This is a genomic window from Paraglaciecola hydrolytica (assembly GCF_001565895.1).
GTDB lineage: Bacteria > Pseudomonadota > Gammaproteobacteria > Enterobacterales > Alteromonadaceae > Paraglaciecola > Paraglaciecola hydrolytica.
Genome location: NZ_LSNE01000009.1, coordinates 230,654 through 246,555, shown reverse-complemented (window position 1 = coordinate 246,555; position 15,902 = coordinate 230,654). Strand labels below are relative to the sequence as shown.

The window sequence follows — 15,902 nt, the reverse complement described above, 5'->3', positions numbered from 1 at the left end:
CGGTGATTTCAAACAAGCTGAAACCTTGGTGGATGCACTATCTCCTGCAAACAATAATTATAGTTTGAGCCTGCTCGAAAAAGGCCGACTGCACTTTTTAGCCAACGATTGGCAGGCCAGTCAAAAAGCCTTTAACTTAGCCTCTATAAAAATTGCAGAAGATAATGCCAAAGCCAAAATACGCCTAAGTCGCGGCTTAGCGAATGCCACCGCCATGGTCAGTAATGACAATGTTATTGCCTATGACGTACCCGCTTATGAACAAAGCATGTTGCATACCTATCAAGCTCTTAATTATGTGTATTTGGGCAGTCTGGAGAAAGCCTTAGTAGAAATTCGTCGAGCTAATCTAGTGCAAGAACAAGCCCTAGAGGAAAACGCCAAACAGTTACAGGATGCAGAAAACGACTTTAATCAAAAAGCGTTAAAACAAGCTTATCCCTCGATGGATGCGATGATTGGCAAACTTAAAAATGGTTTTCAAAACGCTTATACCTTTTATCTTTCAGGTATTCTATATGAAGCGGCTGGTCAGCCAAATGATGCCTATATTGACTACAAACGTGCCCTCCAAATTTACCCCGATAATCAGTTTTTACAACAAGATGTACTGCGTTTGGCCACCAGCCTCGACATGCTAGATGATCTGGCGCGTTTTACCGGAAAATACGGTCCTTACACAAAACCTGACAATACGGCTCAAAGTGGTGAAGTTGTGATCCTTTTAGAGCAAGGCATCGTCAATTACAAAGACGAATTACGCGTCGATTTACCCATTTTTACCCGTCGTGCCGATATGCGATTTTTTAGTTTTTCGTTACCGATTTACCAAGGTGGTCTGACAAACCATAAACCACTTACTGCCAAGGTTGCAGACAATAGTTATCAATCACAAGAAATTGTCAGATTACAATCTTTAGCCACTAAACAATTACAAGAGCAACTACCTGCTTTGGTTACTCGCCAAGCCTTGCGCGTCGTTGCTAAAGAACAATTACGCAGTTCTATGAGTAAAGAAGGCGGGGATGTTGGAAATATTCTTGCTGGCCTTTACAACTTGGCCTCTGAACATGCCGATACCCGCAGTTGGCTAAGTTTACCTGATGGTGTGCAAATACTGCGTTTATCTTTGCCGGCTGGGCAACATGCACTCACGTTAAATGTGGGCAATAAACTATTGGAGCTAGACCTTGAGGTCAGAGCCAAAAGGATCACGATGATTAATGTTACCTCTATTGGCAGTTATCAGGCTTATAAAACCAGTAATTTATAACAAGCGGTTTTTTCGAAAACCCTTGAATAACAGTGGACTTTTTTAATGGTTAGCGTGTCTCAGTAAATACACTTTGCTTGCAGTAGGTCATAAGCAACTAGCATTAACTGAGAACAAATAAAGTCGTACTGGCGGATTTGCTAATGATATCAAGCCAGTACATAGTGAATTTTTATACTTGAACAAAAGGAATACCTTGATGAAAAAATTACTTTTAGTGAGTGCTATCGGCCTGTCATTAAGCTTGTTAGCAGGCTGTGCCAATAAAACTGTGGTCAAATACGGTGACGCAGAAGCTGTAGAAACCACCAGCATCAATTTCGGCTCTACCGATTTGCAAAAAATTGCTCAGCAAATGACAGAATCTTTATTGCAGTCACCTGTGGTGGGTACAGTTACTGCCAATAAACGCCCTATCGTATTTGTTGACACCGTTAAAAATAAAACCAGTGAACATATTGATACCGAATCACTTACTGATTCTATCTCAACCCAATTGCTGCGTTCAGGTAAATTCCGCTTTGTGGATATGACTAAAGTGACTGCTGTGCGTGAACAACTTAACTATCAAAATGAAGGTGGATTAGTTGATCCCAATAAAGCCGTGCAATTTGGCAAACAAGTGGGCGCTGAATACATGTTGTATGGCAATCTAGCCAGCATAGTAAAAAGCAATGCCGATAAATCAGACGTGTATTACAAGTTCACCATGCGTTTAATGGACTTAGAAAGCGGTTTGGTTGAATGGGCTGACGAAACTGAAATTCGCAAAACCAGTGATAAAAAATTAGTAGGTTGGTAAGTCTCAGATCTTAGTCACTAGTTTCTAAAAGCATAATAAGGAAAAATCATGAAAGCACTGTTAGTTTGTTGCATGTTACTGGCCGTTTTTGTCAGCCCTGCCCGCGCTGATTATCAGCGTAACGAAGCAGTGCCGGTGGATAAAGTCTTATTTGGTAAGGTCACATCTGTGCGTCATATTAGCGAAACTGAATTGATTGAAGATCGTAATCATGGCTGGAAGGTCTTTGGTGGCGCGCTGATTGGTGGCACCATAGGCAATCAATTTGGCAGTGGCAGTGGACGGGTGCTTACCACCGTATTGGGCGCCATGATAGGTAGCTCCATTGCAGGAGACAAACATCCTCAGGCCCAGCGCGTAACCCTACAACTGGTTGAATTGATGATCACCATTGATAATGGTCAAGAGTATATGGTGGTGCAAGATCTTGATCCAAATATGCGTTTTCACAGCCAAGATCCTATCCGCATGATTTATTTAGCCGATGGCACAGTGCGCATTGATAAACAGATGTAGGCTCATCGATGGTACTTGAGCCAGCTCAGCTTAGGCTATGGGCTTTTGCGCTATAAACACAAACTTAAAACTGCTTGAGCAGAGTCTCGTTATAATCCTCAACGTTCAGGTTGACATTATAGTGGGCCGCAAGGCGATCAAGCTCGGCTTGGGCAAGGGCTAAGTCATCCATGACAATGGTATTGTCGTCAAGTTGCCACAATAAACGTGAACCAGCGTAACTGTATTGCATGGCAAGCAAGGCATCGATATTCCCCTGCTTGGCAGCCGCTTTTAACTTCAACATTTTTCGAGTGACTTTATTTAAAGCTTGTTTGAGCTCCCAGACATAGACCACTTCGAGCATAAAATCGTGATGGCGGTATTTATTCAGTAAAAATCCGATGGTCACAGCGCTTATTACTACCCCAAGTAAATTCCAATGAAAATGGCTGCCACTGGCATCGGGAAACAAGGCGATAAGTGTTTGAGAAATACCTAAAGCACCGGCTAGCAAAGCAACAATGCAGGCCACTATGACTATGTTTAAGTGACGACGATAACGAGCTTTATTAATCTGAATAAGTTGCATAATAACCAAAATGTCACGACAGCTAAAAAAGAGCGGCGATTGTAACCAAAAGCCCCGGACAATACCCAAGACATTTTTTATATTTTTGATTGTGTAATATCACCTAATAAGCATGAACAGTCACGCTGTTCAAAACTAATTTCAAGGCAACAATTCAAACAATTGGCGGCCAATAAAATCAGGCGACTCTTAGGCTTAAGCTTTTGTTTAATGAAGCGAATGAGTACAGTCAACAAAGATGCTGTTTCAAGGATGAAGGGCATACAGACTAGCATTCAACATGAACTTGCCTCATAGTCATTAGGTAAGATTGAGTTAAGTCATTGACCCAAAAATAAAACGGTTTTACGGGTTGCAGCGTTACTTGCCACTACATAATGCAAATATGCACTTTACTCTGGAGAGCGACATGAATTTTAAAATTATCCATGAGACAACGTATCAATTCAGTCACGAAGTCTTTTTAGAACCGCATTATTTGCGTTTTCGTCCTAAACAGACGCCTTTTATTGATGTAACACATTTTTCAATAGCCCTAGAGTCAGAGCCTGAAGGGCGCAGCGTGATCGAAGACGAAGAACATAATGTGATAGACTTTTGTTGGTTTGAGAAGCTCAGCACCTGTTTTAGTATTCGTGTAGAAAGCAGTTTGCAAACAAAAGTATTCAACCCATTTAATTTTATTATTCATCCAGAGAGCTTTAATACCCTTCCTTTTGCCTATTCTAAACATCAGAATCAAATACTTTATGCTTCCTTACAGAAAAGCTCTCAAGTACAAGCTTTGCTTACCTACACGCAAGACATACTCAAAAATGCGAATTTTAATACCATCACTTTTTTGACCAATCTTACAACTCAGATCCATCAAGATTTTAGCGTTGAATATCGCGAAGATGGTCCACCTCTATCACCTGAGCATACCTTTAGAATTAAACGAGGCTCATGTCGTGACTTATCTTGGCTACAGATTAAGCTCTTACGAGATCAAGGCATTGCAGCACGTTTTGTAAGTGGCTATTTTTATTTTGATATGGAAAATCCAGTCTTTGAACTACATGCTTGGGTGGAAGCTTTTATACCAGGTACAGGCTGGTTAGGTTTTGATCCTAGTCATGGAATTTTGACCGGTAATACCCACTTTCCAGTGGCATCCAGCGCCATTCCCGAAAACACTATGCCAGTGTCAGGTGGTATACGAGGTAGTGCAACGTCGCAACTCATCACAAATTTAACGATAGAAAAATGTTAGTTTGCAGCTACTTAAACAATTGCCTGTGGAACACATTCGTGTTTTAGGCAAAAATAAATTAAATATCAAAATGTTAGGGTAAATACTACTCAAGCTTGCTAAGTCAGTATAGAATCGCCCGCTCTTGCAGATGTGGTGGAATTGGTAGACACGCTAGCTTCAGGTGCTAGTGCTCGAAAGGGCGTGGGAGTTCGAGTCTCCCCATCTGCACCAATTCCACAGCATCACTCTGTACACTGCTGTGCCATATTATCTTCCTTCTTTTTAGCCTTTAGTTTTTACACTTTATTAACACCCACAATTGACCCGAGCCACCAGCCCTTTACACTGCCCAACAACAAATTTAATGAGTTAAAGGGTTGTTGATTATGAAATGCAAACTTATTTTGTGTGCATTGGTACTAGTACATAGTTATGTATTGGCAGAGTTACCAAGCTCTGGCAAGACGCTAAAACAAGCTTACCAACACGCGTTTCTGATGGGGGCGGCTGTCAATGACAATATAGTGTCAGGCAAAGATAAACAGTCACAACAAATCGTCTTACAGCACTTCAATACTCTCACCCTAGAAAACGCCATGAAGGCCGAAGTGATCAATCCTTTGCCGGGCGAATTTAACTTTCAACCCGCCGACGATTACGTGGCTTTTGCGCAAAAAAATAAAATGTTTATTATTGGGCATACATTGGTGTGGCATAACCAAACCCCTAGTTGGTTTTTTACTCAAGCAAACGGCCAGCCTAATACGTCAGAACAACAAATCGAACGTATGCGCCAACATATTCAAACAGTAGCCGGTCGTTATGCGGGTAAAGTGCATGCTTGGGATGTAGTCAATGAGGTCATTGCAGACGATGGCTCGTATCGTCCCACCACCTGGGTAAATAGCGTGGGTAGCGGTGATGAGATGGTAAAACATGCTTTTAAGTTTGCCAGTGAATATGCGCCCAATACCGAGCTGTATTACAACGATTTTAATGCCTGGCGACCCGCTAAACGTGACGGAATAGTACGTATGGTTAAAATGTTGCAAGGGGCTGGTATTCGTATTGACGGAGTGGGAATTCAAGGTCACTGGGGGCTGAATTTTCCTAAAAACACCTACATCGAACAAGCTATCGACGCTTATGCAGCCCTAGGTATTAAAGTGATGATTACTGAGCTTGATATTGATGTACTACCCTTAACTCGCGAAGGGCAAATCATAGGTACTGGCATGTTACACCCCCAGTTTCAGTTAGAAGAATTTAAGAGCTATCTTGACCCTTATGCCCAAGGTTTACCCGCTGCAGTAGAACAACAGCTTAGCGACCGTTATCAAGAATTATTTGCGATTTTTTATCGTAAACGCGATCTTATAGACCGCGTAACTTTGTGGGGTGTAAGAGATGGCATGTCATGGAAAAACGACTACCCCATTGCGGCGCGCACTAACTACCCTTTGCTGTTTGACCGCAGTGGACAAGCTAAACCAGCACTGCAGGCGGTAGTGGCGATTCCTTAAAAATATCACAACGATTAACGCAATTATTTATCATCGTCAGCATAAATGAATCACCCTCAACGTTTAGTCGGAACCCAAACTACTACGTTCAGGGGTGGTTCGCGGTATAGTCACAATAAAACGTGTACCAATACCGACTAAGGACTCAACAGCAATTTTTCCTGCCAACATGCCAGTTGCGATATTGTGGACTATGGTTAACCCTAGCCCAGACCCACCCTGCCCCATGCGAGTGGTAAAAAAGGGATCAAAGATTTTATTCATTGTTTCTTTGTCTATACCTCGTCCATTGTCCTCGACCACGATTTGAATAGAATCATCACCTATAGCGCTACAAATCACTTTAACCAAACCATCACTTGCTTGATCGATTCCATGAATGATGGCGTTTTGAATAAGGTTAGTTAATAACTGACCTAGCGGACCTGGGTAACCATCACAACTAATGTCCGGAGGTACTTCACTACTGATTTGTATACGGTGAAAACTAGGTCGCATGGAGCGGAGCACATCCTCCACAACCGTTTCTAATTTAAATACTCGACGCCTATCTGACGTTTGATCAACAGCCACTTGTTTAAAACTGGCCACTAAATCTCGGGCACGATGGGTGCTACTGAGCAGTAGTTCAGTACCCTCATTAATGCGTTCAACTAAAAGAGTGAGATCAGATTTAAGCACTTTGCCACTAGCAACGACACTAGAAAAGTTGTTCACTTGCTCGCGCAAAGTGGACGCTACCATGGCGGTATTGCCAATAGGGGTATTAAGTTCGTGCGCCACACCTGCTACTAAACTACCTAAGCCGGCTAGTTTTTCACCGCGTACCAGTTCAACACGAGCTTGATCGAGTCGTTCCATGGCTTTGTGCAACTCAGTATTTGCCTGTTCCAAGTCACTGGTGCGCCTTTCAACCCTTTCTTCTAGGGTACTTTGGTACTCTGCAAGCTTGTGCAACAAGTTGGTTAAAACAGAGGATACATAAGTTGCTACCATGCCACTAAAAAAAACCACCACTAAAGTTACAGCCACATCCACCGGATCAGCTCTGAAATCTTCTAAAAAGAAAAGTTTACCCGTAGTTCCGTGCAGTGTCGCCCAGGCAACAAATCCCGAAGCAAAGAGCATCAGTAAAGAAAAAATAGCCATTACCCTTGGCTTAACAACCACAGAAATAGCAATCATGCCCGCAGGCAATATCATCATTGCCGAATCATAAGTGCCGAGGGACAAATAAGCTAAATACGTCGGTATAATGACAAATTGTGTGGCGAGAATAATAACGGCGGTAGTAATACGTGCCCTGTAAGCCCATATCAGTGAAATGGCACTGAGCAAGATCGTTAAAGCAATAGCGCTACGAATCATAAAACTTGATTGGGCAAAACTAAGCACAAAAATTATGCAAGCACCGCCTAAAAACGCACTCTGAATAGCGATAATGGCGCGCTGTCTATAACCAGTAACTACGCTCTCGAGGTTTAAATAATCAGGTGATAGTGTGGTTTTCAAAAATCAGCATTCATTTCAAACAAATAAAACCGAGTATCACATAGCAAGTTATGTAAAATCAACGCTCGGAATAAAGAGAAAACCAACTCATTATTTATCTCATATTAAAACCAAAACCCCGTTTGCAACATAAAGCATGTGGTTGGTTTTAGTCATTGTACTATTTCAAATCTAAGGCAGAAAAACATGAACGGTAATAACAGAGTAAATATCAAAATCGGCGCAAGCGTGTCTGTGGTTCTCAAAGAAGATCAAGGCAGTAGTGAACTAACTGATGGTATTGTCGCACGTATATTAACCAACTCACCCAGCCACCCTCACGGCATTAAAGTCAAACTAAAAGATGGTCAAGTGGGTCGAGTTAAAAAAATTCATACCAACTAATTTAATGATACAAACATTTGAATTAGTCGTGTGGCTGTAATTCGGGCCTATAACACTCCCGTTTAAAGTATATGTAAGGGGTATATAAGGTATCTGCTTCCCGTCTAGGTTTATTCGCCAGCGAGCAACTGCTTAAACATCACCCCAGCTTGAGTGCGGTTATTAAAACCCAGCTTATGTAATACCGCTGAAACATGTTGTTTGATGGTGGATTCGCTCACATCCAATTCATAGGCTATTTGTTTATTGAGTAAACCGTCCGCCATCATTTGTAATACCTTAAATTGGTGAGGAGTAAGCTGGGCTAACTTATCGGCAAAATCTTTGTCGGCCTTACTATCAAGCTGTTCCACTTGTTTGGCCATATCGGCTGGCACCCACAATTGCCCATCGAGTATTTCACGCACGGCATCACCGATAACCGGTAAAGGAGTCGATTTAGGGATATAACCACTAGAGCCAAAATCGATGGCTTTACGCACTAAAGCGGGGTTTTCTTCAGCAGAAACAATCACGACTAAGATATCTGGATATTTATTACGTAAAGTAGTTAGCCCTGTCAGACCTTCGTTGCCGGGCATTTTAAGATCAAGAAAAATCAGTTCTACGTCCTGATGAGTTTCAAGTAAGGCTAGGGTATCTTCAAAAGAGGCCGACTCCAGAATATTGTCACCCAATATCCCGACAATCGCTTGTTTCAGCGCTAAACGAAATAAAGGATGATCATCAGCGACTATGGCTTTGGTTTGCATTAAATAACGATACCTTGGGTTTAATAATTATTGGGGGTTCCCCCAGAGATCTGGATCGATTTGTTCGTTAGCTATTCGTCATTTTTATCGGCGTCTTGTTTCTTTTGCATACTCACCCCGAACACAATACCTAAGGCAATCCCGATTGCCAAGCCTGCGCCAACATTGCCCATGGATGTGCCTATAGCAACGCCAACACCGATGCCAATCGCTAGACCAGCTGCAATCTTATTTGATTTTGTTTTGTCTTTATTATCTTTATCTGACATCAAATTATTACTCTTCAAAAGCCAAGTTAACCTTGCCGCTAATTTAATAAGCTGTACGCAATATCCTAAGCACAATCAATGATGTCAAGTTTCTATTCATTTAAAACAAAAAAGCGACCTAAACCTCAGGTCGCCTAAGTACTCGATTAAAGTACACAATGAAACTCTTTTTTACTTAAAAGCGATAACCCACAGTCAAACTAACGGTACGTGGGTCGCCAAAGTAACCTATCAAAGTATTATCCCCACCTAAGCCTGGCGTATAAGTACCATCACCGTTGTCGCCAACAAAGTTATAACCACCAACCATGTATTCTTTATTGCTTAAGTTTTTACCATGTAGGCTGGCATACCAATGGCCATCGTCATGCTGCCAACTAACACTCATGTTTAACATGCCATAACCATTTTGTTGTAACAAATCACTGTCTTCAAACAAACGATAATCATCACGATAATAGTAGTTAGCATTAAACATTAAATCGCCAATACTGGTTTCTAATACATAATTAGCAGCAAAATTAAAAGTATATTCCGGTGTGTTTGAAATGCCTAACAAGGGTGGTACAGCGTTGTTTTCTTCAATTTTTGCATCATAGGTACCTAAAGCAACATCAAAAGTTAGATTATCGTTAACCACATAAGTCACTTCGGCTTCTATACCTTTAGCCGATGACGCAGCGACGTTAGATAAATATTGGTTTAACACCGATGCATCGTCACTAGGAATAACCCCAATATACTGGCGGTCTTTGTGATCGAGTGAGAATAAGGTCAAGTTAACTCGTAAATTATCTGACCAATCACTTTTCATACCCACTTCAATTGAATCGACAATTTCTGGGTTGGCCGCAGGCTCGTTAACCGTAGCTCGCGGATTAAAGGTACCTGATTTAAAGCCTTGTGAATAACTGGCAAAAAACATCAGATCTGGATTGGCTTGATATTCCAGTCCCACACGTGGGGTAAAACGTGACCAACTCTTAGATTTAGGGGCATCAAGTACTCCATCGGCATTGGTATCAGTACCTAATACGGGAGGTACTAAGTTGCCATCAGGTCGAGTGTAGCCTGGGATCCAATTAGACTCAGGATAAACCGGACCATACACTAAACCGTTGCTCACATTGGCTTGTTTTTCTTCGTTGGTATATCGAGCACCCACGGTCATCGATAATTTATCACTTAAATCAAATGAACCCTGTACATAGGCAGCTGTGCTTTCGCTGTTGTTACAGCCTGACACTTCCCGAGTTAAACCAGGCAAGCCAAGGCTACGTCCAAACACACCTAAAATAGCTTCAAACTGACCACAAGACTCACCATCATACATATACAAGCCGCTGACCACAGACATGCCATCACCACGGTAATTTAGCTGCAATTCGTGGGTAGTATTGTTGTCGTCATAAATGGCTGGTACGTCAAAAATATCCAGTGGGGTATTGTCAAAATCAATGTTAGTAGGTGAATAGCTTTCACGTTTAGAACCAATATATTTAAGCGCTAGGGTATCACTGATGTCCCAATTAGCCGTTAAACTGATACCTTCAAGTTCTACTTTGTTTTCGGTCGGTAAACTAGTGTAAGAATCAAATACACTATCTGGCACTGGCGCATTGGTTAATAAACTAGGTAATAAACGATAACCACCTTTAGCGTTAGAATCATCTGTCGTTTTATCCCACGCTAAACGGAAGAACAAATCATCACTTGGGGTAAACTCTAACGTCAAACGTGCTGCGCTTAATTCTTTGTTGTAGTTTTCTAAATCTTGGTTTGGTAAAGCAGAAATTAAATATTCACCAAAACCATCACGGTTTAAATTGCCATAACCAAAACCGACATAGAGTTTGTCTTCAACGATAGGCATCTGACCTGTTACTTTCAGATCTTTTTGTGCATAACTACCTACTGTACCCTGAATATTTAGTTCAGCGTCTCCACTCATGGGTTTGGTCACATATTTAATCGCGCCACCTATGGTATTTTTACCGTACAAGGTACCTTGTGGGCCACGTAATACTTCGATACGTGCTACATCCAACAAATCTAATACCGCACCTTGAGGGCGAGCAACATAAACATCATCAATATAAATACCAACACCAGGCTCATAGCCCCAAAGTGGATCTTGTTGGCCTACACCACGAATAAAAGCCGTTAAGGTTGAGTTAGTACCACGGCTGTTTTGTAGGGTGGTATTAGGTGAAAACTGTTGGATTTCAGTTAATACCGCAATGCCTTTTTCGTCTAATTCCAAACCACCTATTGAAGTCACTGAAATTGGTACTTCTTGTAAACTTTCAACGGTTTTACGCGCCGTTACTTCGATGCGTTCTAAGCCTTTTTTCTCGGCTGCTGGCGCTGTTTCTTGGGCTATCAATGGCGTTGATGCAAATGCTGCTGCAACGGCAAGAGCGCAGAGCGAGCGATTAATTTGGGGTGTTAAATTAACAAATTTTTTATTAGTGCGGTTCATAACGAGTCCTGTTTGCATGGTTTTAATTGTTGTTTTACTTGTTGGATGGCTACAGTCGGGATGCACTCTAAATCAGAAAAGCACTTAGGTATCTAGTACCATAGTACTATGGGCAAATTTTGTTGGAGATAACACAATAGCGACACCTTAAGGTTGGTCTACGGTCATTGACTTCTCTTTTAAGGATGACTGTATGCTCAGTTTACTCGGATTATCAGGCGGCTTAGCCCTACTTATCATATTAACGATAAGAGGAACTAACCTGTTTATTGCTGCACCTATTTGTGCGCTGTTAGTGGCAATTTCAAGTTCAATGCCCGTTTTTGTAGGTGATCATAATTTTGTTAGTCTGTATATGCAGGGCTTTTCAGGATTTATTGGTTCGTGGTTTTTTATGTTTTTGCTTGGCGCCTTGTTTGGCAAATTTATGCAGGACTGTGGCGCAGCTGATGCTGTTGCCCATTGGATTGTAGGCAAACTAGGCAGGCAAAATGCGGTGATCGCGGTTATTTTAGCCTGTGCCATATTAACCTACGGCGGCGTCAGTTTATTTGTAGTAGCTTTTTCGGTTTACCCCATGGCGGTCAGTTTATTTAAAGATGCCAATTTACCTCGGCGTTTTATCCCTGCTGTACTGGCTTTTGGTTCGGTAACTTTTACCATGACCTCAGCCGGCTCACCGGAAATTCAGAATTGGATCCCCATCAAGTTTTTAGGTACTTCGCCTTTTGCAGCCTGGGAAGTAAGTCTAGTGGTGGCCATTTTTATGGCGAGTTTTGGTTATTGGTGGTGTAAACGCATGATCGACAAAGCCGTAGCCCAAGGCGAATGTTTTGAACACCAAAGTCATGATCCAGAAATAATTGAGCGTAAACTACCCAAGCCCATCACCGGCATATTGCCTTTAGTGGTAGTCTTAATCCTGTCATTTTTGTTACACGATAGCTTACAACAAATGGCATTAATAGTGGCTTTAGGTGGCGGTGTACTCAGTCTTATCGCAATTAATTACCGTTATTTTATTAGCATCCCCCAAGCCATTAACGTCGGTACGACTGGCGCATTGGTTGCCATAGGTAATACGGCTGCTGTAGTGGGTTTTGGCAGTATCGCTAAATCTACAGAGGCGTTTCAAACCGCCGTGGAGCTAATGACACAAATCCCTGGCAGCCCCTTAATTGGCGCGGCGATTGCCATTAGCGTCATTGCCGGTATGACAGGTTCAGCATCTGGCGGACAGGCCATAGTATTGCCTTTAATTGCCCCTCATTACCTTGATCAAGGTGTTGATCCTGAGCAACTACACCGTATTGCGGCGATTTCCTCTGGCGCGCTGGATTCACTGCCCCATAATGGTTATGTAGTGACGACTATTCGTGCCATCTGCCATGAAACTCATCAACGGGCTTATTGGGCTGTGGGAGCCTTGACAGTTGTGGTGCCCCTCATGGGTTTGAGTTTAGCAGTAGCGTTATTTTCGATTTTCTAAAGTTTAAGGTGCAACAAATTTACTATGTATAAGACTATGATAAAAAAAATGCCATTGTTGAGTTTATTAGTGTTGCTTGTGATATCAAGCTCATTAGTACACAGCGAATTGCTGGTCAAAAAACAGCGTTTTGAGATGGATAATTTTGTCACTTTTGGTGGTAAAACTATTAAAAAAGTAGCCGTAGGCTTTGAAAGTTACGGCCAGTTAAATGACAAAAAAGATAATGTGATCCTTGTGCCCCACTATTTTTCGGCCAATTCTCACGCGGCGGGTAAATACCATGCTGACGACGCACAAGCTGGCTATTGGGATGCCATCATAGGCCCAGATAAAGCCATAGATACCAATCGATATTTTGTGATCAGTATCGACAGTTTGGTTAATCTAAACGCCAATGATCCCACTACCATCACCACTGGGCCATCATCGATAGACCCAGATACCGGTAAACCCTATGGTTTGAGTTTTCCAGTGGTGACAATTCGGGATTTTGTCAACGTACAAAAAGCGGTGCTCGAATCTTTAGGGATCAGAAAACTGCATGCTGTTGTGGGTGCATCGATGGGCTCAATGCAAGCCATTGATTGGGCTGCGGCTTATCCAGATTGGGTACCACGCATGATATCTATCGTGGGTACCGGGCAAATTGACGCCTGGGGCAGCAGCTTATTGGAGCAATGGGCCATTCCTATTCGTTTAGATCCTAAGTGGAACAATGGCGATTATTACCAATCGAGTGCTCCTACGGAAGGCTTAACCACAGCGCTGATGTTTATCACTCAGGCAGCGTTAACGCCTGAGTTTTTCAAACAAATGAGTGACTCACCTGCCCTTGCCCAACAAGCCGCACAAAAAGCCGCTTTAGCTGATATCAATGCCAGTCCTGCCATAGTAACGTGGTTACATCAGCTAGCCCAAAAACGTGTGGCGCTGATGGATGCCAACCACCTTTTATACCTAGTCAGAGCTAATCAACTGTTTATTGCTGGACAGCAACAGGATTTAAAAAGTGGTTTACAAAACATAAAGGCAAAAACCCTGTTTTTACCTGCCAATAACGACATGTTATTGATGCCCTACCTCGCTCAAGACGCTTATCAAATCCTCAAAGACCAAGGTAAAAACACTGAATTGTTGCCCTTAGTTGGTCCATTAGGCCATTTAAATGGGGTACAACTCATTAGTCAGCAAGCAGACAAAATTAAACAATTTTTAGCTAACTAAGTCAGCTAAGTTCTATCAATTTTCATTTTATAAGGTCAAAAACATGCAAGTTAAATACGCTCTACTGGCTTTATCACTGGCAGCGCCTTTAGGTTTAGCCGACGAGGCAAAACTGAATTTACAGTTAGATCATATCAGTGTCTCGGGGCTGTCGAGTGGTGGTTACATGGCTAATCAGTTTCATGTCGCCTATTCCGATTGGGTTGATAAAGTTGGGATCGTTGCTGGCGGACCTTATTTTTGTGCTCAGGGCAGTATTAAAACCGCCTTAGAGCAATGTGTGAATAAAGTACTTAGCCCTATTCCACTAGCAGACTTGCAAGACACGGCCAGTCGCTATGCTCAAGAAGGTAAAATAGCGCCTTTAAATAATCTTAAAAACAGCAAAGTGTGGTTATTTCATGGTACTAAAGATACAAAAGTCGTAGCGCAAGTCAGTGATGGGCTTTATCAGCAATATGTGCAATGGAGTGGCAAAGAAAATGTGCATTATGTAAATGATAAAGAGTTTGCTCACTTATTCCCAACACTTGATACGGGTAGTGAATGTGCTGAATCAGTTTCACCTTTTATTGGTAACTGCCAGTACGATACCGCGGGTAATATGTTTGTGTTTTTGTTTGATAACTTGCAATCCCGCTCGCCCTCACCTTCAGGCAAACTGATAGAACTAAATCAACATCAATTGGGGGGTGACACGGCCAGCACTTTAGCCGATACAGGTTATGCCTATGTTCCTCCAAGCTGTGCACAAGGCGAGGTTTGTTCATTACATATTAGTTTTCATGGCTGTAATCAAAACGCTCAAAGTGTGGGTACTCAATATGCCGAACAAGCCGGCATTAATAACTGGGCTGAAAACAACCACATGGTCGTACTTTACCCACAAACTAAAAATTCTACTTTTATGCCACTCAACCCTCAAGGTTGTTGGGATTGGTGGGGTTATGCTGATGCAGATTATGCCACCCAAAAAGGTCAACAAATTACAGCCGTCAAATCCATTGCACTGGCACTCAAACAATACCCTCTGAAGTAAGGACCCAATAATGTCAGGTAAAACCATATTAATCACTGGCGGTGCTAGCGGTATCGGCTTTGGCATCGCTCAGCAATTAGGTGCAGTAGGTCACTCTATTATCATCGCTGATCTAAATTTAGCCGCGGCGCAAAGCGCTGTTACACAACTCATGACTCAAAACATTCAGGCACAAGCCATAGAGCTTGATGTCGGTAATGCCCTACAAATTGCAGCACTACCCCAGCGTTTATTGCCCACAAAAGTTGATGTATTGATCAATAACGCGGGAATTCAGCATGTTTCAAGGCTTGAGGATTTTCCGGCAGATAAGTGGCAATTGTTAATCAATATTATGTTGGTTGGCCCTGCCCTGCTCACTCAAACATTTTTACCTGGGATGCGTAAACAAAACTTTGGGCGCATCATAAATATAGGCTCCGTACATTCTCTCATCGCTTCGCCATTTAAATCAGCCTATGTGGCAGCTAAACACGGTTTATTAGGTTTTGCTAAAACCGTAGCGCTGGAAACCGGCGACTGTAATATCACCATCAATACTATTTGCCCGGCTTACGTAAAGACACCATTAGTCGAAAAACAAATTGCCGCTCAAGCCGTCGAAAACGGTATCAGTGAAGATGATGTGGTTAATAAAATCATGCTCGACCCCATGCCTAAAAAAGCCTTTATTGAAATGGATGAACTCGCCGCTACCGCTGCATTTTTAATTGCTGATAGTGCCCGTAATATTACCGCTCAAACCTTGGTGATAGATGGTGGCTGGACAGCTCGCTAAGTTTCCTCAAGCAAAAAACGTTGTGTATTTCGCTAAGGATTGGCGGAATAC

General features: G+C 42.3%; 15 protein-coding genes and 1 tRNA gene. 11 read left to right on the top strand and 5 right to left on the bottom strand.

The genetic code is table 11. The annotated features are described in order from the left end of the window. The 3 genes from AX660_RS16845 to AX660_RS16835 form a co-directional block, all read left to right on the top strand. On the top strand, positions 1-1,273 hold a 1,273-nt coding region (locus AX660_RS16845), incomplete at its 5' end, for a COG3014 family protein (protein ID WP_068379289.1). 199 nt (positions 1,274-1,472) lie between these two features. After that, positions 1,473-2,075: a penicillin-binding protein activator LpoB gene (gene lpoB, locus AX660_RS16840; RefSeq protein WP_068379286.1), complete on the top strand. Its 603-nt coding sequence runs from the start codon at positions 1,473-1,475 to the stop codon at positions 2,073-2,075. Between the two features lie 48 nt (positions 2,076-2,123). After that, entirely contained in the window at positions 2,124-2,591 is a 468-nt protein-coding gene (locus AX660_RS16835) for an outer membrane lipoprotein (protein ID WP_068379283.1), read from the top strand. Between the two features lie 64 nt (positions 2,592-2,655). Here AX660_RS16835 and AX660_RS16830 read toward each other — a convergent pair whose 3' ends face one another. Further along, positions 2,656-3,162 (bottom strand): DUF3087 domain-containing protein, encoded by a 507-nt coding sequence (locus tag AX660_RS16830; protein ID WP_068379972.1) that lies wholly within the window; start codon positions 3,160-3,162, stop codon positions 2,656-2,658. Positions 3,163-3,571: 409 nt separating this feature from the next. On the opposite strand from AX660_RS16830, the gene AX660_RS16820 reads away from it, so the two are divergent. The 3 genes from AX660_RS16820 to AX660_RS16810 all read left to right on the top strand — a co-directional run bounded on the left by AX660_RS16820 (position 3,572) and on the right by AX660_RS16810 (position 5,919). After that, positions 3,572-4,414 (top strand): transglutaminase family protein, encoded by an 843-nt coding sequence (locus tag AX660_RS16820; protein WP_068379277.1) that lies wholly within the window; start codon positions 3,572-3,574, stop codon positions 4,412-4,414. A 126-nt stretch (positions 4,415-4,540) separates the two neighbouring features. Continuing rightward, positions 4,541-4,627, top strand: a tRNA-Leu gene (locus AX660_RS16815). A gap of 155 nt (positions 4,628-4,782) precedes the next feature. Beyond that, positions 4,783-5,919 (top strand): endo-1,4-beta-xylanase, encoded by a 1,137-nt coding sequence (locus AX660_RS16810; RefSeq protein ID WP_082768971.1) that lies wholly within the window; start codon positions 4,783-4,785, stop codon positions 5,917-5,919. Between the two features lie 63 nt (positions 5,920-5,982). Here the strand turns inward: AX660_RS16810 and AX660_RS16805 are convergent, their stop codons facing one another. Next, on the bottom strand, positions 5,983-7,431 hold the full coding sequence (locus AX660_RS16805; RefSeq protein ID WP_068379273.1) for a sensor histidine kinase: 1,449 nt from the start codon (positions 7,429-7,431) through the stop codon (positions 5,983-5,985). A gap of 186 nt (positions 7,432-7,617) precedes the next feature. Here AX660_RS16805 and AX660_RS16800 point away from each other — a divergent pair, with 186 nt between their 5' ends. Beyond that, the gene (locus AX660_RS16800; protein WP_068379270.1) at positions 7,618-7,815 is read left to right on the top strand and encodes a YwbE family protein; all 198 of its coding nucleotides are present in this window, start codon (positions 7,618-7,620) and stop codon (positions 7,813-7,815) included. Positions 7,816-7,925: 110 nt separating this feature from the next. Here AX660_RS16800 and AX660_RS16795 read toward each other — a convergent pair whose 3' ends face one another. From AX660_RS16795 to AX660_RS16785, 3 genes are all read right to left on the bottom strand, one after another. Next, a complete protein-coding gene (locus tag AX660_RS16795) occupies positions 7,926-8,567 on the bottom strand; it encodes a response regulator (RefSeq protein WP_068379267.1) in 642 nt (213 codons plus the stop codon). A 71-nt stretch (positions 8,568-8,638) separates the two neighbouring features. Beyond that, the gene (locus AX660_RS16790; protein WP_068379264.1) at positions 8,639-8,836 is read right to left on the bottom strand and encodes a hypothetical protein; all 198 of its coding nucleotides are present in this window, start codon (positions 8,834-8,836) and stop codon (positions 8,639-8,641) included. Between the two features lie 175 nt (positions 8,837-9,011). Continuing rightward, complete coding sequence (locus AX660_RS16785; protein ID WP_068379260.1) at positions 9,012-11,318, bottom strand: TonB-dependent receptor; 2,307 nt, start codon at positions 11,316-11,318, stop codon at positions 9,012-9,014. Between the two features lie 193 nt (positions 11,319-11,511). On the opposite strand from AX660_RS16785, the gene AX660_RS16780 reads away from it, so the two are divergent. Genes AX660_RS16780 through AX660_RS16765 form a run of 4 tightly spaced genes read left to right on the top strand, consistent with a single transcriptional unit; the run spans position 11,512 to position 15,851 of the window. Continuing rightward, positions 11,512-12,807 (top strand): GntP family permease, encoded by a 1,296-nt coding sequence (locus AX660_RS16780; RefSeq protein ID WP_068379257.1) that lies wholly within the window; start codon positions 11,512-11,514, stop codon positions 12,805-12,807. 24 nt (positions 12,808-12,831) lie between these two features. Beyond that, positions 12,832-14,034 (top strand): E22 family MetX-like putative esterase, encoded by a 1,203-nt coding sequence (locus AX660_RS16775; RefSeq protein WP_068379254.1) that lies wholly within the window; start codon positions 12,832-12,834, stop codon positions 14,032-14,034. Between the two features lie 43 nt (positions 14,035-14,077). Beyond that, positions 14,078-15,073: an extracellular catalytic domain type 2 short-chain-length polyhydroxyalkanoate depolymerase gene (locus AX660_RS16770; protein ID WP_068379251.1), complete on the top strand. Its 996-nt coding sequence runs from the start codon at positions 14,078-14,080 to the stop codon at positions 15,071-15,073. 10 nt (positions 15,074-15,083) lie between these two features. Further along, entirely contained in the window at positions 15,084-15,851 is a 768-nt protein-coding gene (locus AX660_RS16765; protein WP_068379247.1) for a 3-hydroxybutyrate dehydrogenase, read from the top strand. Positions 15,852-15,902 lie beyond the last annotated feature (51 nt).

Excerpts from the sequence above, each read along its gene's own strand:
- AX660_RS16835 (WP_068379283.1), top strand. The coding sequence starts at position 2,124 with ATGAAAGCACTGTTAGTTTGTTGCATGTTACTGGCCGTTTTTGTCAGC.
- AX660_RS16780 (WP_068379257.1), top strand. The coding sequence starts at position 11,512 with ATGCTCAGTTTACTCGGATTATCAGGCGGCTTAGCCCTACTTATCATA.
- AX660_RS16820 (WP_068379277.1), top strand. The coding sequence starts at position 3,572 with ATGAATTTTAAAATTATCCATGAGACAACGTATCAATTCAGTCACGAA.
- lpoB (WP_068379286.1), top strand. The coding sequence starts at position 1,473 with ATGAAAAAATTACTTTTAGTGAGTGCTATCGGCCTGTCATTAAGCTTG.
- AX660_RS16775 (WP_068379254.1), top strand. The coding sequence starts at position 12,832 with ATGTATAAGACTATGATAAAAAAAATGCCATTGTTGAGTTTATTAGTG.
- AX660_RS16810 (WP_082768971.1), top strand. The coding sequence starts at position 4,783 with ATGAAATGCAAACTTATTTTGTGTGCATTGGTACTAGTACATAGTTAT.
- AX660_RS16795 (WP_068379267.1), bottom strand. The coding sequence starts at position 8,567 with ATGCAAACCAAAGCCATAGTCGCTGATGATCATCCTTTATTTCGTTTA.
- AX660_RS16800 (WP_068379270.1), top strand. The coding sequence starts at position 7,618 with ATGAACGGTAATAACAGAGTAAATATCAAAATCGGCGCAAGCGTGTCT.
- AX660_RS16785 (WP_068379260.1), bottom strand. The coding sequence starts at position 11,318 with ATGAACCGCACTAATAAAAAATTTGTTAATTTAACACCCCAAATTAAT.
- AX660_RS16790 (WP_068379264.1), bottom strand. The coding sequence starts at position 8,836 with ATGTCAGATAAAGATAATAAAGACAAAACAAAATCAAATAAGATTGCA.
- AX660_RS16770 (WP_068379251.1), top strand. The coding sequence starts at position 14,078 with ATGCAAGTTAAATACGCTCTACTGGCTTTATCACTGGCAGCGCCTTTA.
- AX660_RS16765 (WP_068379247.1), top strand. The coding sequence starts at position 15,084 with ATGTCAGGTAAAACCATATTAATCACTGGCGGTGCTAGCGGTATCGGC.
- AX660_RS16830 (WP_068379972.1), bottom strand. The coding sequence starts at position 3,162 with ATGCAACTTATTCAGATTAATAAAGCTCGTTATCGTCGTCACTTAAAC.